This is a genomic window from Cypionkella sp. TWP1-2-1b2 (assembly GCF_049896245.1).
Lineage (GTDB): Bacteria > Pseudomonadota > Alphaproteobacteria > Rhodobacterales > Rhodobacteraceae > Cypionkella.
Genome location: NZ_JAFCTX010000001.1, coordinates 80,784 through 102,504, shown reverse-complemented (window position 1 = coordinate 102,504; position 21,721 = coordinate 80,784). Strand labels below are relative to the sequence as shown.

The 21,721-nt window shown below is 60.2% G+C and carries 25 protein-coding genes; 15 read left to right on the top strand and 10 right to left on the bottom strand.

The genetic code is table 11. The features are described 5' to 3' along the window. The first annotated feature begins 45 nt into the window (after positions 1–45). The 3 genes from ACP7AP_RS00565 to ACP7AP_RS00555 all read left to right on the top strand — a co-directional run bounded on the left by ACP7AP_RS00565 (position 46) and on the right by ACP7AP_RS00555 (position 1,446). Positions 46–420: an NADH:ubiquinone oxidoreductase subunit NDUFA12 gene (locus ACP7AP_RS00565; RefSeq protein ID WP_426031159.1), complete on the top strand. Its 375-nt coding sequence runs from the start codon at positions 46–48 to the stop codon at positions 418–420. Between the two features lie 76 nt (positions 421–496). Then, a complete protein-coding gene (gene mlaD, locus ACP7AP_RS00560; protein ID WP_426031157.1) occupies positions 497–997 on the top strand; it encodes an outer membrane lipid asymmetry maintenance protein MlaD in 501 nt (166 codons plus the stop codon). Beyond that, entirely contained in the window at positions 994–1,446 is a 453-nt protein-coding gene (locus tag ACP7AP_RS00555; RefSeq protein WP_426031155.1) for a DUF2155 domain-containing protein, read from the top strand. The genes mlaD and ACP7AP_RS00555 overlap by 4 nt, the downstream gene beginning before the upstream one ends. Here the strand turns inward: ACP7AP_RS00555 and aat are convergent. The 3 genes from aat to accB all read right to left on the bottom strand — a co-directional run bounded on the left by aat (position 1,398) and on the right by accB (position 4,270). Continuing rightward, positions 1,398–2,039, bottom strand: a complete 642-nt coding sequence (gene aat / locus ACP7AP_RS00550) for a leucyl/phenylalanyl-tRNA--protein transferase (protein ID WP_426031153.1) — start codon at positions 2,037–2,039, stop codon at positions 1,398–1,400. The two genes, ACP7AP_RS00555 and aat, sit on opposite strands and share 49 nt — an antisense overlap. A 385-nt stretch (positions 2,040–2,424) precedes the next feature. Further along, the gene (gene accC, locus ACP7AP_RS00545; RefSeq protein ID WP_426031151.1) at positions 2,425–3,774 is read right to left on the bottom strand and encodes an acetyl-CoA carboxylase biotin carboxylase subunit; all 1,350 of its coding nucleotides are present in this window, start codon (positions 3,772–3,774) and stop codon (positions 2,425–2,427) included. A gap of 4 nt (positions 3,775–3,778) precedes the next feature. Continuing rightward, complete coding sequence (gene accB, locus ACP7AP_RS00540) at positions 3,779–4,270, bottom strand: acetyl-CoA carboxylase biotin carboxyl carrier protein (protein ID WP_426031149.1); 492 nt, start codon at positions 4,268–4,270, stop codon at positions 3,779–3,781. Between the two features lie 236 nt (positions 4,271–4,506). On the opposite strand from accB, the gene ACP7AP_RS00535 reads away from it, so the two are divergent. Next, the gene (locus tag ACP7AP_RS00535; RefSeq protein ID WP_426031147.1) at positions 4,507–5,820 is read left to right on the top strand and encodes an NAD(P)-dependent oxidoreductase; all 1,314 of its coding nucleotides are present in this window, start codon (positions 4,507–4,509) and stop codon (positions 5,818–5,820) included. A gap of 28 nt (positions 5,821–5,848) precedes the next feature. Next, positions 5,849–7,150 (top strand): NAD-dependent dihydropyrimidine dehydrogenase subunit PreA, encoded by a 1,302-nt coding sequence (gene preA / locus ACP7AP_RS00530; protein ID WP_426031145.1) that lies wholly within the window; start codon positions 5,849–5,851, stop codon positions 7,148–7,150. Positions 7,151–7,160: 10 nt separating this feature from the next. Here the strand turns inward: preA and ACP7AP_RS00525 are convergent, their stop codons facing one another. Beyond that, positions 7,161–7,784 (bottom strand): hypothetical protein, encoded by a 624-nt coding sequence (locus ACP7AP_RS00525; RefSeq protein ID WP_426031143.1) that lies wholly within the window; start codon positions 7,782–7,784, stop codon positions 7,161–7,163. A gap of 253 nt (positions 7,785–8,037) precedes the next feature. Here ACP7AP_RS00525 and ACP7AP_RS00520 point away from each other — a divergent pair, with 253 nt between their 5' ends. Continuing rightward, positions 8,038–9,018, top strand: a complete 981-nt coding sequence (locus ACP7AP_RS00520; protein ID WP_426031141.1) for an LLM class flavin-dependent oxidoreductase — start codon at positions 8,038–8,040, stop codon at positions 9,016–9,018. 75 nt (positions 9,019–9,093) lie between these two features. Here the strand turns inward: ACP7AP_RS00520 and ACP7AP_RS00515 are convergent, their stop codons facing one another. Next, entirely contained in the window at positions 9,094–11,019 is a 1,926-nt protein-coding gene (locus ACP7AP_RS00515) for a potassium transporter Kup (RefSeq protein WP_426031139.1), read from the bottom strand. Positions 11,020–11,096: 77 nt separating this feature from the next. Next, positions 11,097–11,723, bottom strand: coding sequence for a TetR family transcriptional regulator C-terminal domain-containing protein (locus ACP7AP_RS00510; protein ID WP_426031137.1), 627 nt, complete (start codon positions 11,721–11,723; stop codon positions 11,097–11,099). 155 nt (positions 11,724–11,878) lie between these two features. On the opposite strand from ACP7AP_RS00510, the gene ACP7AP_RS00505 reads away from it, so the two are divergent. Then, positions 11,879–12,163, top strand: a complete 285-nt coding sequence (locus ACP7AP_RS00505; protein WP_426031135.1) for a cupin domain-containing protein — start codon at positions 11,879–11,881, stop codon at positions 12,161–12,163. 34 nt (positions 12,164–12,197) lie between these two features. Here the strand turns inward: ACP7AP_RS00505 and ACP7AP_RS00500 are convergent, their stop codons facing one another. The 4 genes from ACP7AP_RS00500 to ACP7AP_RS00485 form a co-directional block, all read right to left on the bottom strand. Next, positions 12,198–12,653 carry a heme-degrading domain-containing protein gene (locus ACP7AP_RS00500; protein WP_426031133.1) on the bottom strand — a complete coding sequence of 152 codons (456 nt, stop codon included), beginning with the start codon at positions 12,651–12,653 and terminating at the stop codon, positions 12,198–12,200. A gap of 12 nt (positions 12,654–12,665) precedes the next feature. Then, positions 12,666–13,559 (bottom strand): hypothetical protein, encoded by an 894-nt coding sequence (locus tag ACP7AP_RS00495; protein ID WP_426031131.1) that lies wholly within the window; start codon positions 13,557–13,559, stop codon positions 12,666–12,668. Between the two features lie 3 nt (positions 13,560–13,562). Then, positions 13,563–14,459 (bottom strand): FkbM family methyltransferase, encoded by an 897-nt coding sequence (locus ACP7AP_RS00490; RefSeq protein WP_426031129.1) that lies wholly within the window; start codon positions 14,457–14,459, stop codon positions 13,563–13,565. Between the two features lie 76 nt (positions 14,460–14,535). Next, positions 14,536–15,165: a TetR/AcrR family transcriptional regulator gene (locus ACP7AP_RS00485; protein ID WP_426031127.1), complete on the bottom strand. Its 630-nt coding sequence runs from the start codon at positions 15,163–15,165 to the stop codon at positions 14,536–14,538. Positions 15,166–15,295: 130 nt separating this feature from the next. Here ACP7AP_RS00485 and ACP7AP_RS00480 point away from each other — a divergent pair, with 130 nt between their 5' ends. Genes ACP7AP_RS00480 through ACP7AP_RS00445 form a run of 8 tightly spaced genes read left to right on the top strand, consistent with a single transcriptional unit; the run spans position 15,296 to position 21,700 of the window. Beyond that, positions 15,296–16,546: a Zn-dependent hydrolase gene (locus tag ACP7AP_RS00480; RefSeq protein WP_426031125.1), complete on the top strand. Its 1,251-nt coding sequence runs from the start codon at positions 15,296–15,298 to the stop codon at positions 16,544–16,546. Continuing rightward, positions 16,543–16,908, top strand: coding sequence for a hypothetical protein (locus tag ACP7AP_RS00475; protein ID WP_426031123.1), 366 nt, complete (start codon positions 16,543–16,545; stop codon positions 16,906–16,908). Before ACP7AP_RS00480 ends, ACP7AP_RS00475 begins: the two co-directional genes overlap by 4 nt. A 20-nt stretch (positions 16,909–16,928) precedes the next feature. Further along, entirely contained in the window at positions 16,929–18,380 is a 1,452-nt protein-coding gene (gene hydA, locus ACP7AP_RS00470; protein ID WP_426031121.1) for a dihydropyrimidinase, read from the top strand. Continuing rightward, complete coding sequence (locus tag ACP7AP_RS00465; protein WP_426031119.1) at positions 18,380–18,814, top strand: hypothetical protein; 435 nt, start codon at positions 18,380–18,382, stop codon at positions 18,812–18,814. Before hydA ends, ACP7AP_RS00465 begins: the two co-directional genes overlap by 1 nt. After that, complete coding sequence (locus ACP7AP_RS00460; protein WP_426031117.1) at positions 18,811–19,605, top strand: ABC transporter ATP-binding protein; 795 nt, start codon at positions 18,811–18,813, stop codon at positions 19,603–19,605. The genes ACP7AP_RS00465 and ACP7AP_RS00460 overlap by 4 nt, the downstream gene beginning before the upstream one ends. Before the next feature lie 60 nt (positions 19,606–19,665). Next, positions 19,666–19,998, top strand: coding sequence for a hypothetical protein (locus tag ACP7AP_RS00455; protein ID WP_426031115.1), 333 nt, complete (start codon positions 19,666–19,668; stop codon positions 19,996–19,998). Beyond that, entirely contained in the window at positions 19,995–20,855 is an 861-nt protein-coding gene (locus ACP7AP_RS00450; protein ID WP_426031113.1) for an ABC transporter permease, read from the top strand. Before ACP7AP_RS00455 ends, ACP7AP_RS00450 begins: the two co-directional genes overlap by 4 nt. Continuing rightward, entirely contained in the window at positions 20,852–21,700 is an 849-nt protein-coding gene (locus tag ACP7AP_RS00445; RefSeq protein WP_426031111.1) for an ABC transporter permease, read from the top strand. The genes ACP7AP_RS00450 and ACP7AP_RS00445 overlap by 4 nt, the downstream gene beginning before the upstream one ends. Positions 21,701–21,721 lie beyond the last annotated feature (21 nt).

The following is a 21,721-nucleotide window of genomic DNA, read 5'->3' as shown; positions in this document are numbered from 1 at the left end:
CCCCCCTTTCGGCCATATCAAGATCAAACCCCTGCGGAGGCCTCTATGTATTTCCTCAAGCGAATGTTGACCTGGTGGAACAGCCAAACTTTGGGCACCCAGATCTATACCGCCCGCAAGGGTCAAAAGGTCGGCGAGGATGAGCAGGGCAATATCTATTACCAAACCGCCGACACCAAGCGCCGCTGGGTGATCTACAACGGCGAATCCGAGGCAAGCCGGGTGTCGCCCGATTGGCACGGCTGGCTGCATTTCACCTGGAATGATCCGCCGACCAAGACCCCGTTGAAGCATAAGGCGTGGGAGCAGCCGCATCAGGAAAACCTGACCGGCACCGCCGCCGCCTATGCCCCCCCCGGCTCGATCCGCGCCCACGCCCCCGCCTTGCGCAGCGATTATGAGGCATGGCAGCCGAAATAATGCCAGCCGAAATGATGGCAGCCGAAATAATGCCAGCCGAAATGATGGCAGCCCGAATAAGGCCTGAGACCCAGACATGACTGAAAATCGCGCAGAAATCTTGGCCGGGGCCGCCGTGCTCGCCGCCGCCTTAGGCTTTCTGGTCTATGCTACGGGCGGGCAGGGCCTGACCGCAGCCGCCGGCACCTATCCGTTGAAAGCTTCGTTCCGCTCGGTCGATGGCATCACACCGGGCTCGGATGTGCGGCTGGCGGGCGTCAAGGTGGGCAGCATCACAGCACTGACGTTGAACCCCGAAACCTTCTTTGCCGATGCCAGCATCGTCATCGACAGCAAAATCCAGCTGCCGACCGACACCGCGATTCTGATCTCGTCCGAAGGGCTGCTTGGCGGTAATTTTGTCGAACTGGTGCCCGGAGGTGCTGCCGATATCCTCGCCCCCGGCGATGAGATTGAAGACACCCAAGGTTCGGTCAGCCTGATCTCGCTGTTGATGAAATTCGTCTCGGGTGGGTCGTCCAGCGGCGACAAACCGGCTGATCCGGCTGCAACAATGCCGGATGCAACAACGCCATGAAACGCTTGGCGATTTGCCTTAGCCTGCTGGCCACCATGGCCACAGCCCAAGACGCCGCCGACGCCCCCGGAGCGAAACTGCGCCTGCTGGATAAGCTGACAGGCAAGGTCACCGATCTGGACCTCTCGAATGGCCAATCGCAAACCGTGGGTCGGCTGACCGTGCAGATGGACGGTTGCCGCTATTACCCCGACAGCCCCGCCGCCGAGGCTTTTGCGCATCTGACCATCCTCGATGCCCAAGTGCCCGACCCGGTGTTCAACGGCTGGATGACTGCTTCTAGCCCGGCATTGTCGGCTTTGGACAACGCGCGCTATGACGTTTGGGTGCTGCGCTGCGACGTGCCCGATGTGGTGCTGCCCAATGTCGAAGACCCGCCCGAGGATACCCCCGGTGAAGGTCAGGACCCCAACGCTGACCCCGCCACCACCGATGGCGGCAACGGCTGATAGCCGGCTGGGGCAAAAGTCGCTTGGCCCTGAACGGCTTGGGCCAACCGACGCTGATACTCCGCCCGCGGAATTTCCACAGCACCTAGGCTCGCCAGATGCGGCGTCAGAAATTGCGTGTCAAACAGTTGAAACCCACCCGCTCGCAACCGATGCGTCAGGTAAGCCAGCGCGGTTTTCGAAGCATTGGTCTGCCGCGAAAACATGCTTTCGCCAAAAAACGCCGCCCCCAAAGTCACCCCATAGACCCCGCCAATCAGCGCCTCGCCCTGCCAAACCTCCAGGCTATGCGCAAAACCCATTCGGTGCAGCGCCGTATAAAGCCCGGTTATCTCGGCGTTGATCCATGTCACTGGTCGATCCGCGCAGCCGTCGACCACTTCTGAGAACGCCTCATCCACGCTGACGCGGTACTCCGCCGTCAGAATATGCTTGGCCAGCGACCGCGAGATATGAAAGCCGTCCAGCGGAAAGACGCCACGCCGTTTCGGGTCCACCCAATGGATTTCAGGATTGTCCCGGCTTTCCGCCATCGGAAAAATCCCCATAGCATAGGCGCGCAGCAGGGTTTCAGGGGTAAGGATTTGGGTCATAAATTGATGCGGCTTTGCTGGATGGAGGGAAATCCTAGTAGCAAACTCTCAGGCAAACAACCCGCCCGGAATCAAGCCGCGAATGCGCCGCCGGGCAATGCTTCGTTGCCCGGCAGGCGATTGTCTTGGCCATCGCCGAGAAGGGGACCGCCCCCTCGGGCGGGCGCTTCTGCGCAGTCTCGCTTAGAACTTCTGGCGAGCAGGCTAAACCATAAACCGCCTGGAATCAGCGTTTCTGCGCCCTGCCGGCGGTCAGGCGCTGCCCTCTGATTGGTTCGAAATGCCAAAAATCCACTAACTGTCTATAGTAAAGTCATTGGCTTAAAACAATAAAATGGTCCGAGTTAGGACCATCAAAAAGGGCGCCCGAAAGCGCCCCTCACTCTTATTGCCCAAAGGTCGCTTCCAGCCATTTCTCCAGCCAGTGAATGCCATATTCGCCGTTCTGAATATCAGGCTCGGCCAGCAGCATGTCAAACAGCGGCACGGTGGTTTCGATGCCGTCGATGATCAACTCGCCCAACGCCCGCTTCAACCGAGCAAGCGCCTCAGGCCGGTCGCGCCCATGCACGATCAGTTTCCCGATCAGGCTGTCATAATAGGGCGGAATCGAATAGCCGCCATAAAGCGCCGAATCCATCCGCACGCCCAAACCACCGGGGGCATGGAACACCTTGACCTTACCGGGGCGCGGCGCGAAATCGGGCAGCCGTTCCGCGTTGATCCGCACCTCAATCGCGTGACCGTTGATCTCCAGCTCATCTTGGGTGAAGGACATCTCCATCCCAGCCGCAACCCGGATTTGCTCGCGCACGAGGTCCACCCCAAAGATCGCCTCGGTCACCGGATGTTCCACCTGCAAGCGGGTGTTCATCTCGATGAAGAAGAACTCGCCGTCTTCATACAGAAACTCGATGGTGCCAGCGCCGATATAGTTGATCTTGGCGACCGCATCGGCGCAGGTCTTGCCGATCCGCGCCCGCATTTCCGGGGTGATGCAGGGGCCGGGGGCCTCCTCGAACACCTTCTGGTGGCGGCGCTGCAAGGAGCAATCCCGTTCCCCCAGATGCACAGCACGCCCTTTGCCGTCGCCAAACACCTGAATTTCAATGTGGCGCGGCTTTTGCAGGTATTTCTCGATATAGACTTCATCATTGCCAAACGCCGCTTTCGATTCCGCCCGCGCGGTGCGGAAGGCGATCTCAAGTTCTTCAGCGTTTTTGGCAACCTTCATGCCACGACCACCACCACCAGCGGTGGCTTTGATGATCACCGGAAAGCCGATGCCTGCGGCCACCCCAATCGCGGTTTCATAATCGGCCACACCGCCGTCCGAGCCCGGAACCACCGGAATCCCCAGATCTTTCGCGGTGATCTTGGCGGTGATCTTGTCGCCCATGATGCGGATATGTTCGGCTTTCGGGCCGATGAAGGTGATGCCGTGATCCTCCAGCGCCTGCGCGAACGCGGCATTTTCGGAGAGGAAGCCATAGCCCGGATGTACCGCCTGCGCACCGGTGATCTCGCAGGCCGAGATGATCGCGGCTTTCGACAGGTAGCTGGCCGAGGACGAGGCCGGTCCGATGCAAACGCTTTCGTCGGCCATCCGCACATGCATCGCATCGGCGTCGGCGGTGGAATGCACGGCGACCGATTTGATCCCCATCTCCTGGCAAGCGCGGATCACGCGGAGGGCGATCTCGCCCCGGTTGGCGATCAGGATTTTTTCAAACATCGGCTTACTCGATGATCATCAGCGGTGCGCCGTATTCGACAGAATTGCCGTCGGCGACAAGGATGCGTTTCACGGTGCCCGCCCGCTGGGCCGGGATGTGGTTCATGGTTTTCATCGCTTCGATGATCAGCACAGTCTGGCCTTCGGTCACAACCGAACCGACGCTGACGAAGGCCGCCGCCCCCGGTTCGGCGGACAGATAGCAAGTGCCAACCATTGGCGAGGTCAAAGCGCCGGGATGCTGCGCCGGATCTTCAATGGCGGCAGGTGCTGCGGCTGCCGGAGCGGCACCCGCAACCGGGGCGGGCGCGTAGTGCATCGCAGGCGCAGCGGCTGCCATTTGCACGATATTGGCCTGCTTGACCACGCGGACTTCGAGGCTGTCATCCTCGCCATACTCACGTTTGACCGACAACTCGGTCAGCTCATTCTTATTCAAAAGCTCTGCAAGAGCCGAGATGAACGCAACGTCTGCGTCGGAAGATTGTTTGCTCATGCTGTCCTCTTTTAGCGTCTTTTGGCGTCATTGCTGCGCGCTGGATGGGCCATATCCGCGCCTTGATCGCACACATATACATAAGCCAGCGCCTAGAAAAAAGGCCCAAGATCGGTTGCGGCTGGCCAGAGCTAAAAAAACTCTCCACAAACCGTCTTGGATAAAATTTACCATTTGATAAAAAAATAAAGCTGTGCCAGCCTCAAAAAAACAACATAGCCAAGGGAGGCCCCGCCTTGTCCAATAGCCCGTTGACCCCCGGTGTGGTGGCAGAGCGCTTGTCGCCTGCCGCTTACGCCGATAACTTTTCCGATGTGCAGCCGGTGTTGGATCGGCATGAGGCGCGGGTGGCGGCGGATCGCTGTTACTTCTGCTTTGACGCACCCTGCATGACGGCTTGTCCGACCTCAATCGACATTCCGTTGTTCATCCGGCAGATCGCCACCGGCACACCGGATGCGGCGGCCAAGACGATCTTTGCGCAGAATATCCTGGGCGGGATGTGCGCGCGGGTCTGCCCGACCGAGCAGTTGTGCGAAGAGGTTTGCGTGCGTGAAGTGGCCGAGGGCAAGCCGGTGGAAATCGGGCGGCTGCAACGTTTTGCCACCGATACGCTGATGGGCAAGGGCGTGCATCCTTTCACGAGGGCGGCTTCGACAGGCAAACGTGTGGCGGTGGTGGGGGCAGGGCCTGCGGGTCTGGCCTGCGCGCATCGTTTGGCGCTGAAGGGGCATGATGTGGTGATATTTGAGCGTCACGCCAAGCCTGGTGGGTTGAACGAATATGGCATCGCCAGCTATAAAACCCCCGAGAATTTCGCTGCGCGTGAGGTGGAATGGCTGCTGAAAATCGGCGGCATCACGGTGAAAACCGGGGTCGAACTGGGGCGTGATATCACTTTGGCCGAGTTGGAAAAGGACTACAACGCGGTGTTTCTGGGCATTGGTCTGGCCGGGGTGAACGCCTTGCGTGCGGCGGGTGAAGATTTGGAAGGCGTGCGCAATGCTGTTGATTTCATTGCAGAACTGCGGCAGTCGGATAAGCCCTCGGTCGCGGTGGGCCGCGATGTGGTGGTGATCGGCGGCGGCATGACGGCGGTGGATGCGGCGGTGCAATCCAAGCTTCTGGGCGCAAATTCGGTGACAATGGTCTATCGGCGCGGCAAGGATAAGATGAGCGCCTCGGAATATGAGCAGGACCACGCGACGCAAAGCGGGGTGCGGATCATCTACGGCGCGGCTCCGGTCAAGGTTTTGGGCGCTGAATCGGTCAAAGGTGTAGAGTTTGCCTATACCCATGACGGTCCGAACGGGTTGGAACTCGGCGAAACCTTTACTCTGAAAGCCGATCAGGTGTTCAAGGCGATCGGGCAGATGCTCGCGGCGGCTCCGGTTGCCAAGGACGGTGCGAAGTTGGTGAAACAGCAGGGCAAGATCTGGGCGGGCGGCGATTGTGCGGCGGGTGGCGAGGATCTGACGGTGACGGCGGTGGCCGAAGGGCGCGATGCGGCGGAAGCTATTCATGCGGCTTTGATGGGGCGTGGTGCGTGAAATCACGCACCCTACGGAGAATTTTGACATGGCAAATCTGACAACCGACTTCATCGGCATCAAGTCCCCCAACCCGTTCTGGCTGGCATCAGCTCCGCCGACCGACAAAGAGGTCAACGTGCGCCGCGCTTTTGAGGCCGGCTGGGGTGGCGTGGTTTGGAAAACCTTGGGCTCGGAAGGTCCTCCGGTGGTGAACGTCAACGGCCCGCGTTATGGCGCGATCTGGGGCGCGGATCGGCGCTTGCTGGGGCTGAACAACATCGAGTTGATCACCGACCGGCCGTTGGAGGTCAACCTGCGTGAGATCAAAGCGGTGAAGCGCGACTACAAAGACCGCGCGATGATCATCAGCCTGATGGTGCCTTGTGACGAGGATTCGTGGAAGGATATCCTTGGCCATGTCGAGGATACCGAGGCCGATGGGGTCGAGCTAAATTTCGGATGCCCGCATGGCATGGCCGAGCGCGGTATGGGCGGCGCTGTCGGTCAAGTACCTGAATATATTGAAATGATCACCCGCTGGTGCAAGATGCACACGAGGATGCCGGTGATCGTCAAGTTGACGCCCAATATCAGCGACATTCGCAAACCCGCCGAAGCTGCCAAGCGTGGCGGCGCGGATGCGGTCAGCCTGATCAACACGATCAACTCGATCACCTCGGTGAATTTGGACAGCTTTGCGCCGGAACCGATGATTGACGGCAAAGGCACACACGGCGGCTATTGTGGCCCGGCGGTGAAGCCGATTGCACTGAACATGGTCGCCGAAATCGCGCGTTCGCGCGAAACCCACGGTCTGCCGATTTCTGGCATCGGCGGCATCACCACTTGGCGCGATGCGGCGGAATTCATGGCCTTGGGCGCGGGCAATGTGCAGGTTTGCACGGCGGCGATGACCTATGGCTTCAAGATCGTGCAGGAAATGATCTCGGGCCTGTCGGAGTATATGGACGAGAAGGGCATGACCTCGACCGCCGATCTGGTGGGCCGTGCGGTGCCAAATGTCACTGATTGGCAGTATCTGAACCTGAATTACGTCACCAAAGCCCATATTTCGCAGGATGATTGTATAAAATGCGGCCGCTGCTATGCGGCTTGCGAGGATACCAGCCATCAGGCGATTGCCATGTCTGCGGACCGCACCTTCACCGTCAAAGACGACGAATGTGTCGCCTGCAACCTGTGTGTCAACGTCTGCCCGGTGGAAAACTGCATCACCATGATCGAGCTGCCGAAGGGGGCGATAGACGAACGCACGGGGCGTCCGGTCAGCACCTATGCCAACTGGACGACGCATCCGAACAACCCGACCGCCACGGCAGCGGAATAAGCTTGCGGCCTCAAGCGCGCTTGTCGACGCTTGTGGCTGCGTCGGATTCCGGCGGATCGGGGTTGGCCTGATCCGGGTCTGGCGGCGCAGTAGGGGGGCCAGGCTCTGCCCGCACCGCTGAAATCTCGCGCTCGTCGAGGTAGGCGCGTTCGGCGTGGTCGGACAGCTCAGGATCGGCGTCTGCCTGCGCCTCGGTTTCGGGATGCAGAGCGGCGGGCGTCACAAAAGCCAACGTCAGCGCCTCGGTGGATTTGGCTTTTGGCGCAGGCGCGGGCTCGGCTTGAGGCAAATCGTCCAGCAAGACCGCGCCATCGCGCAGATAGGGGATGCCGTCAAGGCTGATGCCATCCACCTCGGTCAGCGTTTCGATTTGGTCGCTATCTGCCTGCTCTTGCGCCTGTATCATGGCTGGCGGCACCGGCAGCAGACCCTTGAAGATCGCCTCGCTGCTCGCGGGCGGCAAGATCGGGCGCGGTGCGGCTTCTGTCGGCAGCTCCGCCCGCAACTTCAGCGCCGTAGCATGACTGTCAAGGCTGGGCGTCATCAGGGCCGCCGCCGCACGGGCCACAGGTTTGACGATTAACGATTGGAATTGCGGCGCGGACGGCGCCGCAAGCGACGAGATCTGTCCCATCCTTGCACCTCTTTTACAACTACCCCCAAGCCTGACCTTAGCAGAAATTAACCGCCATCGGGGATACAAACTGCCAAGCTTTCTAAGCGCTTGCCATGCTTTCGCCATGATCTGACGCGGCTTTTCACCCGTCCAACGCCGCAATCGGCAGATAAATCCCGGCGTGCATCTTTCAATTTCGCAAACTAAACCCAACTGTATAGAAAGCCCGCGATGACTTCGCATCCGGCGCATTCATAACAAAAGATATCCCATGCAATATTCGCTTCTTGATCTGTCTCCGGTGGCCGAGGGTCAAACCGTTACTGACGCCCTCGCCAACACGCTGGACCTTGCCCGCCATGCCGAGGCTTGGGGCTATCATCGCTTTTGGCTGGCCGAGCATCACAACATGCCGGGGATCGCCAGTGCCGCGACCTCGATAGTGATCGGGCATGTGGCAGGCGGCACCAAAACCATTCGGGTGGGTTCGGGCGGCATCATGCTGCCCAACCACGCGCCCTTGGTGATTGCCGAGCAGTTCGGCACCCTTGCCACCTTGTTCCCCGACCGGATTGATCTGGGCCTTGGCCGTGCCCCCGGCACCGATCAGGCCACTGCACGCGCCTTGCGGCGCAACATGCAAGCCTCGGACCAGTTCCCCGAAGATGTGCTGGAATTGATCAACTACCTTGACGCGCCACACCCCGACGCCCGCATCCGCGCGGTGCCGGGGGAGGGCACCGAAGTGCCGGTCTGGATACTTGGGTCAAGCCTTTACGGCGCGCAGCTGGCGGCCTATCTGGGGCTGCCCTATGCCTTCGCCAGCCATTTCGCCCCGGCGATGCTGGAACAGGCGATTGAGACCTACCGCGCCACCTTCCGGCCCTCGCAATGGCACCAGAAACCCTATTTCATGCTGCTCACTGGAATTGCGGCGGCGGAGACCGACGCCGAAGCGGAATATCTGCGCAGCTCGCAAGTGCTGGCGTTTTCGCGTTTGCGCTCGGGTCAACCCGGCAAACTGCCGCGCCCGGTGCATGATCTGTCGGAAGTCTCGCCACAGATGCGGGCCGAGGTGGAACATGCTCTGTCTTGCGCGGCGGTGGGCTCGCCCGCCACCATGCGCGGTCAACTGGCCAAGCTGATTGAAACCTATGCGCCAGATGAGATCATGCTGACAGGCATGATCCACGATCATCAAGCCCGGCTGCGCTCGTTCGAGATCGCGGCAGAGGTGATGCGCGGGCTGTAAGCCGCTTATCGGCCCTTGCAGGCCTCTGCGCTGCGGTTGGGCCGCGCAGAGCGCCCGCGAGGAAGCGATGAGCGATCAGATCGCCAGCTGCTGCCCCAGTTCCACCACCCGGTTCGACGGCAGGCAATAGAACGCCGTCGCATCCGAGGCCGATTTGGTCATCGAGATGAACACGCGCTCTTGCCAGAACGGCAGCCCATGGTTGCGGGCCGAGCGGAAGGTGCGGCGGTTCAGGAAGAACGACGTGGTCATGATGTCAAACTTCTCGCCACGCCTGCGCGCCAAAGCCAGGGCGCGCGGCACGTTCGGGGTTTCCATATAGCCAAACAGCAGCCGCACCCGCACGAAATTATCCGACAACCGCTCAATGGTGATGCGGTTCTCGTCATTGACCTTTGGCGTGGTCGCCACCCCCACCGTGACGATGAAATTCTGGCTGTGCAAAACCCGGTTGTGCTTGAGGTTATGCAGCAAAGCCGAGGGCGCGGTATCTGGGTCTTGCGTCAGAAACACCGCGGTGCCCGGCACTTCGATGGGGTGGGATTTTTCCAGCATCTTGATCAGCTTGGACAATTCCACCGCAGAATCATGCGCCTTGCGTTGCACATGTGCGGTGCCACGCACCCATGTCCAGATCAGGAAGCAAGAAGTTGCCGCCATCAGCACCGGCACATAGCCGCCATCCGGCAGCTTGATCAGGTTGGCTGACAGAAACATCAACTCGATGATAAAGATCGGCAACAGCACGGCGATCACGCCCCACAGTGGCCATTTCCATGCTTTCAGGAACAGGATCGAGGCGAGGATCGTGGTGATTACCATATCGCCGGTCACCGCAATGCCGTAAGCCGAGGCGAGGTTGGACGACGATCCAAACGCCACCACAAGGCACAAAACACCGACCATCAGGATCAGGTTGACCTTGGGCAGATAGATCTGGCCCAGCGTGGTTTCCGAGGTGTGACGGATCTCAAAACGCGGCAGCAGACCCATTTGCACGGCTTGGTGCATCATCGAAAACGCCCCCGAAATCACCGCCTGGCTGGCGATGATGGTGGCGGCGACCGACAGCAACACCAAGGGCAGCAGCAGGAAATCCGGTGCCATCAGGAAGAACGGGTTGTGGAACGTCTCGGGATGCGCCAGCACCAAAGCGCCTTGGCCAAGGTAAGACAAAGTCAGCGCCGGGAACACCAGAAGCGCCCAAGCCAGCCGGATCGGACGGCGGCCAAAATGCCCCATATCGGCATAGAGCGCCTCGCCCCCGGTCACCGCCAGAAACACTGAGCCCAGCACGAAGAAGGACGCCTTACCGTTGGTGACAAGGAATCCCAAAGCATGGGCGGGGTTAAAGGCGGTCAGGATGCTTAAGTCATCGCTCAGATGGTAAATCCCCATCGCGGCCATCACCACAAACCACGCCACCATGATCGGACCAAACAGGATCGCCACCCGCTCGGTGCCTTGGCTTTGGAACAAAAACAGCCCCAGAATGATCAGCAGCGTCAGCGGCAAAATGAAAGGCCCCAGCGAGGGGGCGACAAGGTCCAAACCTTCAACGGCTGACAGCACCGACATCGCCGGGGTGATCATCGCATCGCCGAAAAACAGCGAAATCCCGACCACGCCGATCGCCAGCAACCAGCCGGGGCGCTTGTTCAGCGCGCGTTGCACCAAGGCGACCAGTGACAGCGTGCCGCCTTCGCCCTTGTTGTCGGCCCGCATGATCAGAGCGACGTATTTCACCGTCACAATCAGGATCAGCGTCCAGATCAGCAGCGAAATCACCCCGATCACATCATCGCGAGACAGCCCGTCATAGCTGGCGGCGTGCAGCGATTCCCGCATAGCGTAAAGCGGCGAAGTGCCAATATCGCCATAGACGACGCCAATGCAGCCCAGCACCAATTTGCCCATGTTTTGCGGGGTGTGATGCTCGGGGTGCGGGGGAACGGGCGTCGGGTTGGCAGCCCGATCGGGGGTTTCGTTGGTTGGGTTCATTACCTTCGACCGGAAACTCTTGCAGGCGTGCTGGTTATACTGACTGGGTTCAAAGGTCCAGCACTACACGCATGACGTCAGGGTGCCGCTACGTCGCCAGCGGGGGCGAGCAGTTTTGTGAACAGCGTTTGCAGAAACGCGCCGGCCTCAGCGAACGGATCATGCTCGGGCCCTAGCACCGCGCGCACCTGCACGTCGAAATCGGCATAATGCTGGGTCATCGCCCAGATTGAGAAGATCAGATGCACTGGCGGCAGATTGGCGATGCGGCCCTGATCCATCCACGCCTGCAACACGGCGGCCTTTTCATCGACAAGGGCTTTCAAATCGCCCTCGATCACATCGCGCATCCGCGGCGCGCCTTGCAGCATCTCATTGGCGAACAACCGGCTTTCGCGCGGGAAATCGCGCGACAATTCCAGTTTGCGATGCACGTAGGCCATGATTTCGGCCACCGGATCACCCTCGGGGTTCATCGCGCGCAACGGGTCCAGCCAGGTGCGCAGCAACTGATTCAACAGCGCGGTATGCACGGCTTCTTTTGAGGCGAAATAATACAGCAAGTTCGGCTTCGACAGCCCGGCCACATCGGCAATCTGATCCAGCGTCGCGCCGCGAAACCCCTGCTGCGAGAACACGTCCAAAGCCGCATCGAGAATCGTGTTCGAGTTGCGCGCCTGTATCCGGGTTCGGGGTTTGGTCATTGCACTCGCCGCCATTTGCTTCGCCGCCATCTGCACCTAGGAGGGCTAACGTGACGCATAGTTGGGCAGGATGTAAACCCCAATCGGCACGGGCTTTCGGCACAGGCTTGACGCGGGCCCTGCACCGGGTAGCCTGCCAAAAAAGGAGTCTGCCCATGCGCGAAACCTGCACCGCCACCCAACTGGTCGATGATGACCGCGTCCGCGTCACCCGCTTTGACTTCGCGCCGGGGGCCGAGACCGGATGGCACCGTCACAGCATGGATTATGTCATCACCGCTGTCACCGATTGCCACATGCTGCTGGAAGACCCCGACGGCAGCAGCCGCCGCGTGCTGGTCCCCGCAGGCACCGCTTACCGCCGCGCCGAAGGGGTCGAGCACAACGTGATCAACGCTGGCGATCAGGGTATGAGCTTTGTCGAGGTCGAATTGAAGTAACCTGCGGCTACACTGCCAGCGCAGGCTTGCACGCTCAACCCGCCAGCATCGCCTGTATCGCCGCCACCACCAGCGCGTGATCCTCGGCTTGCGGCAGGCCCGAAACCGTCGCGCAGGCCACAATCCCCACGCCTGTCACCCGGATTGGCACAGCACCACCGTGATCGGCATAATCGGCCTCGGCCAGCCCATTGCCCGCCAGCGAGCCACCATTCGCCTTGTGCCGCAGCCCGACCAGAAACGACGGCAGTTGAAACAGCAGCGCGGTATTGCTTTTGCGCCGTGCCCAGAAATCGTTCAGCGGCGCAGAGCCCGGTAGGGCTGCATGAAACAACACCCGGTCGGCGCTGCGAATATTGATTACCACCGGGGCCTTGCCCGCCAGTTCCACCAGCTTTTGCCCCAAAGCCCAAGCCTCGGCCTCAGCAAAGCGCGGAAATTGCAGGCTGGCGTATTCGGCCTCAAGGCTTGCGGCGGTGGCGGTTGTCATGGCAGGCTCCGGTCAGAATTGATCTTGGATGCGGTCGGGCAACCGATAGGTCTTGCGGTTGTGCAAGCGGTCGTGCCGCCAGATGCCAGCCTCTGCATCGTGGTGCCAACTGTCAATGATGCGCTTGCGCTGCCAGCCAAAGCTGAAATCACTGTCCAACGGCGGTCCGGCATCAACAAAGCTTTGCAGAAAATCCGTCATATCCTGCGCGCCCTTCAACCAGCCCGCCCCCGCCACCTCTGCCCCCTTTGCCGCCCCAGGCTGCATCATCGCCTGACGGTTGGTCTGCCGCGCGCGCAGCATGTCGTGATCGACAAAGCGCAGATGAAACAGCAACAGGGCCGGATCGAGATGCAGCGTCGGATAATCCGAATAATGCCCGCCAATGCTCCAGTTGATCGGCTTGGCGGTGATGCAGGGCTTGCAATAACTGGCATTGATCCGGCCAAACCGCCGCTGCGACAGCACCGGACGCGCGGGGTCCAGCACCTCAGGCTCCAGATCAATCCGGTGCAGCAGCTCGATGGCGAAGGGTGAGATCACCCCGACCTCGCGCGCCCGCCCGATGTGGTCCAGCAGATCGCCATCCTGCGCCGGATCGACCAGCAAAATCTCATCAACATCGTTGAACACCACGACCCCAAAGCGCTGCAGCAAGGTCTGGGTGAACAGCGAGATCATCCGCCAGCGCACCACATCCCACCCCGGCCCCGGCGTGACGCTGGGCAACCGAATGATCTGACAGCCCTCTGCCTCGGGCGGGATTACGCGGTGCAAGCCGTCCACCAGAATGAACAGCTGTGATTTTGGCACCAAGCGTGCGTAATATTTGGTCCAGATCGGCAGGAAAACCGGCTCGTCGCCGACCATGGTGGCAAAAGCGATATCGCTGGGCGGGGCTTGCATGGCTCAGCGCTTTACATCGGTGCGCAGCGCATCCGGCATCCGGTCCACATAGTGCCCCGGCAGTTCCGGCGAGATCGCCTTGCGCGCGACCAAAGCATCCAGACAATACAGCACCAGCGAATGCGAATGAAACACCCCCGCAGCCAGTATCGCCTGATGCTTCAACTGCTCATCGCTATAACCCGCCAACTCAGCGATATTGCGCAAATAAACCCCATCGCCATCAATCAACTGATCGGTCAGTTTCTTCGCCTTCAACCGCCGCGCTTGCGAATTGCTCAGCATATAACCTTTGTTGAACATGAACTTGTGCAGATAAAACCCCTGCCGCCGCAATTCCGTGTCCACTCCGCCCAACATCGGCTCGTCATGGTAAAGCCGCATATAGCGCAACTCGACCATGACCGAGATGCAGCCTTTCAGCACCCGCTCGGCCCCCTGAAACACCAGATTTTCCGCGCCTTGAATGTCGATCTTCAGCAGATCGAATTCGGGCAAGTCGGTGGTCTGATCCAGCGCAACCGTCTCCATCGCGACGGTTTCCCGCACCCGCGCCATGCCCATCTCATTCACCATCGCCATCGTCGGCACATAGGGATCGAAGATCGAGGTCATCCCCGAAGATTTGTAAATCCGCAGGTTCAGCGTCTCGCCGGTGCCGACAGCGAAAGGATAATATGTCTCATCCGGCCCCTTGTTCTTCTGCAATTCGGCAAAGGCTGCGGGTTGCGGCTCAAACCCCACCACCTTGCAGCCGCCCACCCGCAACAAGTCTGCATAATCAGGCGCATAGATCGGGTTCGCCCCGACATCGACAATGGTGGTCTTGCGCGCCGGGGCGAGTGCTGCCAGCAGCCAAGTCAGAGTCTCCACCGGGGTTTCGCCGTCTTCACCGTCCATCACGCCACACCGTTTCTAAAGGGGATACAATCACCCCGATATCTGCGAGATTCGCCAAGACGGCAAGAAAAACCCGTCAAACCGCCCCAATCCCGCGCAGGATCATCACCTTGACGCTGTCTTTCGCCTCGCGCCACTGCACCTCTGTCAGCGGCCCGCCATTCAGCGTCTCAATCTGGTGGCCAAAATCGGCGTAATGCTGCGTCGCGGCCCAAAGCATATAGAGCAGATGATCCGGGTTCACCGCCGCCATCTGCCCGGCATCAATCCAACCTTGGATCAGCGCCACCCGCCCCGCCGTCCAGTCGCGCAAAGTGGTCTCCAGATAATCCTGAATAACGGGTGCGCCATGCATCACCTCCGACGCCCAGACCTTTGATCCATCCGAGTGCCTGCGCGAAATCTCCATCTTGGCGTCGATATAAGCCCCGATCCCCTCCACCGGGCCGGGCGCATTGTCCATGCTTTCCGCCGCATGCAGCCAGATGTCGAAGATGTTCGAGACAACTTTGCGGTAAAGTTCCTCTTTGGTGGCAAAGTAGTAATGCAGGTTAGCTTTCGGCAGCCCCGCCACATCCGCGATCAACTGCATCGTCGCCCCGCCAAAGCCCGCCTCGGCAAAGACTTTCTCGGCTGCCTGTAAAATCAGCGCCTCATTCTGCTGGCGGATCTCATTGCGCCGCAAAGGGCGAAGGGCGTCGGACATTGCACTTTGGCCTTCAGATTTTAGTTGACCGCTTGGTCAGGTTGTATCAGCCTTCTATCTGACCATACGGTCAGGAAAAGATTCGCAGCAAGCGCGATCTGGGGCAACGTCCCCGCAGGGAGTTTTGGTGGTGACGACGCTCGGTGCAAATCTGCGGATCAATTCCGCACGCCTTTGGGACAGCCTCAATCAGATGGCGCAAATTGGCCCCGGTGTGGCAGGCGGCAACAACCGCCAGACCCTGACCGATGCCGACAGCGCAGGCCGCCACCTGTTTGCCGATTGGTGCAAAGCCGCTGACATGGTGATGGGCGTCGACACCATGGGCAATATGTTCGCCACCCGCGCAGGCACCGATCCCGATGCGCTGCCGGTCTACATGGGCAGCCATCTCGACACCCAACCCACCGGAGGCCGCTATGACGGCGTGCTCGGCGTTCTGGGCGCTTTGGAAGTGATCCGCACGATCAACGACATGAACCTGCAAACCCGCCATCCCATTGTGGTGACGAACTGGACCAACGAGGAAGGCGCGCGCTTTGCCCCCGCCATGCTGGCGAGCGGCGTGTTCGCGGGTATTCATACCCAAGACTACGCCTATGGGCGGCAGGATATGGACGGCCTGCGCTTTGGCGACGAATTGGCCCGCATCGGCTGGGTCGGCTCCGAGGTGGTCGGTGCCCGCAAAATGCACGCCATGCTAGAACTGCACATCGAACAGGGCCCTATTCTGGAGTCCGAGGGCTGCGAGATCGGCGTCGTCACCCACGGCCAAGGCCTGTGGTGGCTGGAAATCACCCTCACAGGCCGCGATGCCCATACTGGCAGCACCCCAATGGCGATGCGGGTGAACGCAGGCTTAGGGATGGCCCGGATCACCGAGCGCGTGCATCAGATCGCCATGGGCCACCAACCGGGTGCCGTGGGTGCTGTGGGGCAGGTCAAGGTGTTCCCGAATTCGCGCAACGTGATCCCCGGCAAAGTGATCTTCACCGTCGATATCCGCTCCCCCGACCAGACCAAGCTGGACCTGATGCGCGGCGAAGTCGAACGCGCCGCCCACGCCGTCGCCGCCGAGCTTGGCCTTGGCTGTGAAATCGAACCTGTCGGCCATTTCGACCCCGTAACCTTCGACGCAAACCTCGTGAACATCGTCCGCCAAAGCGCTGAAAAGCTGGGCTATTCCCATATGGACATCATATCAGGCGCAGGCCACGACGCCTGCTGGATCAACCGCGTCGCCCCCACCGTGATGGTGATGTGCCCCTGCGAGGGCGGATTGTCGCACAACGAGGCCGAAAAGATTTCCCCGGAATGGGCGGCGGCGGGAACAGACGTGCTGCTGCACGCCGTGCTGGAAGTGGCGGGGGTGGTGGGGTGAAAAGTGCCGCGCTGCTTTCAGGAGCCTATATCCTTGGCGTGCTTGGGCTCGGATTTTTTGTTTCAGGAAGTTTCGTCGTAGGCTTCGCGGCCTATTTCGCGTGGCTTCCGGCTATCCTCTGCTTAGGTGTGCTCCTGATTGCGCACATGATCTTTTGTATGAAGCAAACGATCACGCTACAGTTTCTGTGGTTTGGATTGGTTCCGGCCATTGCTTCATGGGCCTTTGTGGTCATGCGGGGCGGGAGTTTGCTCGGGGCAATGCAACTTGGGGTCAGCTGTATCCTGTTGTTCGCAGTCGTGCAGTTCTTCGTCACGGTTTTCAAAGGACTTCTCAGTGTGATGTTCAAATCGGCGGCATGAAGCAAATTAAGGAACGCCCCATGACCACAGTCATCAAAAACGGCACCATCGTTACCGCTGATCTGACCTACAAGGCCGATGTCCTCATCGACCAAGGCAAGATCACCCAGATCGGCCCGAACCTGCACGGCGACCGCACGCTCGACGCCACGGGCTGCTATGTCATGCCCGGCGGGATTGATCCGCATACCCATCTGGAAATGCCGTTCATGGGCACCTATTCGGCGGATGATTTCGAATCCGGCACCCGGGCGGCCCTCGCAGGCGGCACCACGATGATCGTCGATTTCGTGCTGCCGGGGCAGGGGCAGGGGCTGATGGATGCAGCGCAAATGTGGCACAACAAATCTGGCCGCGCGAATTGCGACTATTCCTACCATATGGCGATCACTTGGTGGGGCCAGAAGGTGTGGGAGGATATGGAATTGTCCGTGAAAGCAGGCATGACTTCGTTCAAGCATTTCATGGCCTACAAGGGCGCGTTGATGGTCAACGATGATGAAATGTATCAATCTTTCAAACGGGTTGGCGATCTTGGTGGCCTCGCCATGGTCCATGCCGAAAACGGCGATGTGGTGGCGGAACTGACCGCGAAACTGCTGGCCGAGGGCAACACCGGCCCCGAAGCCCACGCCTATTCCCGCCCGCCGCAGGTCGAAGGTGAGGCCACCAACCGCGCCATCATGATCGCCGATGTGGCCGGGGTTCCCCTATATGTGGTGCATACAAGCTGCGAAGACAGCCACGAAGCCATCCGCCGTGCGAGGATGCAGGGCAAGCGCGTCTGGGGCGAACCGCTGATCCAGCACCTGACGCTGGACGAATCCGAATACTTCAACCCCGATTGGGACCACGCCGCCCGCCGGGTGATGTCGCCGCCGTTCCGCAACAAATCCCACCAAGACAGCCTCTGGGCGGGCCTGCAATCGGGGTCTTTGTCGGTGGTGGCCACCGACCATTGCGCCTTTACCACCGAGCAGAAACGCTATGGCCTCGGCGATTTCTCCAAAATCCCGAATGGCACCGGCGGGCTAGAGGACCGGATGCCGATGCTTTGGACCTACGGCGTTGCCACGGGACGCTTGACCCCGAATGAATTTGTCGCCGTCACTTCGACCAATATCGCGAAAATCCTAAACTGCTACCCGCAAAAAGGCGCGGTTCTGGTCGGCGCCGATGCCGATCTGGTGGTGTGGGACCCTGAAAAGTCGAAAACCATCGGCGCAGCCTCGCAGCAATCCGCGATTGATTACAACGTGTTCGAGGGCAAAGCTGTGAAAGGCCTGCCGCGCTACACCCTGACGCGCGGCGTGGTTTCGGTCGATGATGGCGAGATCAAGACCCGCGAAGGCCACGGCCAATTCATCGCCCGCGACCCCCGCCCCGCCGTGAACCGCGCGCTGAGTGCATGGAAAGACCTGACCGCGCCGCGCCCGGTGGCGCGGTCGGGCGTGCCTGTGACGGGCGTGTGATGGACAACTGGCTTCTCCGCTCTGCACTGGATTCCCGATTTGTGGACTTTGCAATCTTTGTCAGCATAGCGGTCTGGATATGGATTGCCCCCGTCACGATGTTCATCGCGCTGTTTGCGTGGAGATTTGTGCTGCTTTGTCAGGTGGTCGCTTTGCCTTTTTCGGTCTTGGGCTGGGCCGTCGGTTTTCGCTTAGGTAGATCATACAGGTTACGTCCTGCTCAGGCTGCAATGGTTGCAGGTTGGACAGGGCTTCTGGTGGCGGAAATCGGTATGGCTTTGGTGCTGTTGCCATTTCTGGGCAAGGCAGCGGCATTTGCCGGTCTTTGGGCTTTCCCGGGACTGGCCGCTGCGGTGACGATTGGGGTGCCGTGGTTTTATCGTGCGACAACATGGCGGCGCTGGGAAAGCTGGAATGAAGGAATCGCGGCTTGAAAGATACTTTAACTCCATCCCCCATCATTGAGGCCCGCAACCTGCAACTGGTGTTCTCCACCAATGACGGCCCGGTGCAGGCTTTGAAGGATGTGAACCTCACCATCAACAAGGGCGATTTTGTCTCGTTCATCGGCCCGTCCGGCTGCGGCAAAACCACCTTTCTGCGCGCGATTGCGGCCTTGGAGCATCCAACGGGCGGCACGCTGACCGTCAACGGCCTTTCCCCGGATGAGGCCCGCAAGCGCCGCGCCTATGGCTATGTGTTTCAGGCGGCAGGGCTTTATCCTTGGCGCACGATTGCGGGGAACATCCGGCTGCCGCTGGAGATCATGGGGTTCTCTAAGCCTGAGCAGAACCAGCGGGTTGAGCAGGTGTTGGAACTGGTCGAACTCTCGGGCTTTGGCAAGAAGTTCCCGTGGCAGCTTTCCGGCGGGATGCAGCAGCGCGCCAGCATCGCCCGCGCGCTGGCCTTTGATGCCGATATTCTTCTGATGGACGAACCCTTCGGCGCGCTGGATGAGATCGTGCGGGATCGGTTGAATGAGGAGGTTCTCAAACTCTGGGCGCGAACCGGAAAAACCATTGGGTTCGTCACCCATTCCATTCCCGAGGCAGTGTATCTTTCGACCAAGATCGTGGTGATGTCCCCGCGTCCGGGGCGGATCACCGATGTGATCGACAGCCCTTTGCCAAAGGAACGCCCCTTGGATATTCGCGACTCAAAGGAGTTCATCGAGATTTCGCATAGGGTGCGTGAGGGGCTTAGGTCTGGGCATTCCGATGAATAAGCACGTCATGCAACCCGCGCTTATCACCTGCTTGATCACTGCATATGCGGCGGGCACGCGATGAACCTTGTCACCCTCGCGTGGCTGGCCGCCTCAACCGCCGTGTTTGTCGCCGCCAACGGCGTGTTGAAAACCTACGCGCAAGCTGGCGGCACTTGGGTGCTTCTGGGCGCGCTGGCTTTGTTCTGCCTTGGCAACACGCTGATGGTGCAGGTGATGCGCGGCAATGGCCTCGGCGTCGCGATTGCCTTGTCGGTGGTGTTCCAACTGGTGGCGATCACCGCGATGGCGGTGGTGGTGTTTGGCGAAAAACCCAGCCCGCTGCAACTGGCGGGCATGGCTTTGGGCGTGGTGGCGGTATTGATGATCGCTTGGCCGGGGGGGCAGGCATGAAGCGGGCGATGCCAATCCTGACCGTTCTGTTGATCATCCTCGCCGTCTGGTATGCGGCGGCGATCTGGATGAACGTGCCTTGGGCCTATGATCAGGCGGCGCGGGCGGATCAGGCGGCTCCAAGCGTGATGCAACTGCCGGGGCTGACGCTGAACCAAGATCGCCCGGTGTTGCCCAGCCCGCATCAGGTGATTGCGGAGTTGGCGCGTTCGACCTTTGGCTTGCCGCCTGCTTCGAAAAAATCGCTGGTCTATCATGCTTGGGTGACGATCTCGGGCACCTTGTTGGGCTTTGCGATGGGCACGACGTTGGGCGTGCTGTTGGCGGTTGGTATTGTCTATTCGCGCAGCATGGAGATGAGCGTGCTGCCTTGGGCGATTGCGAGCCAAATGGTGCCGATCATTGCCTTGGCACCCATGCTGGCGGTGGTGATGCACGCGGTGGGGGCGACGCCGCTGATGACCAAGGCGGTGATCTCGGCTTACCTCAGTTTCTTCCCGGTGGTGGTGGGGATGGTGAAGGGGCTGCGCAGCCCGGAGGTGATGCAGTTGGATTTGCTCCAGACCTATGCGGCCCCCGGTGGCGCCGTGTTCTGGAAGCTGAGGCTGCCTTCTTCAATGCCGTATTTCTTCGCAAGCGTGAAGGTGGGGATTGCGGCGAGTTTGGTGGGGGCGATTGTGGCCGAGTTGAACCAGCAGGCAGGCTTAGGGGCGCGGCTGTTGCAGGGCTCGTATTATGGGCAAACCACGCAGATTTGGGCGGCTTTGTTCCTGTCGGCGATCTTGGCGGCGGTGTTGGTGATGCTGGCGGGGCGGATTGAGCGCCGCGTTCTGACACGGATGGGGATGGCGCGATGATGGTGCTGGACCCGCGCTTGTGGTGCTTGCTGGCGTTTTGGGCCGGGGCTTGGTTGCTGAATTCTGAGCTGTCTAAATGCCGTGCGGCTTGGGTGCGCTATGCGGTGCCCTTGGTGTTTGGGCTGACTGTGCTGGTTTTGTGGCAGGCGGGCGTGACGGCTTACGGCGTCAACAAGATCATCCTGCCACCGCCGAGCGATGTTTTGGCGCGGATGAGTGCCAGCGTGCCGACTTTGTGGGCCGATCTGGTGCAGACCTTTTTCAAGGGCGCTTTGAGCGGCTATGCGATTGGTTGTGCGGCGGCGATCCTGACCGCGATTGCGATTGACCGCTCGCCCTTCCTGCAAGCGGGGTTGCTGCCGGTGGGGAATTTCGTCGCCGCTTTGCCGATTGTGGGGATCGCGCCGATTCTGGTGATGTGGTTTGGCTTTGATTGGCAGTCGAAAGCCGCCGTGGTAGTTGTGATGGTGTTCTTCCCGGTGCTGGTGAACACCATTGCGGGGTTGGCTGCATCCGAGGTGATGCAGCGTGATCTGATGGCGACCTATTCGGCGAGCTATTGGCAGACCCTGTTCAAACTGCGGCTGCCGAGCGCGATGCCGTTCATTTTCAACGGGCTGAAAATTGCGACAACTCTGGCGCTGATCGGCGCGATTGTTGCCGAATTTTTCGGCAGTCCTATCGTGGGCATGGGATTCCGCATCGTGGCTGAGGTTGGGCGCTCGTCGCCCGACATGGTTTGGGCCGAGATTGCGGTGGCGGCATTGGCGGGATCGGCGTTTTATGGGCTGGTTGCGCTGATCGAGAAGCGGGTGACATTCTGGCATCCGTCACAAAGAAACTAACGACGTAAACAAACGGGCCCA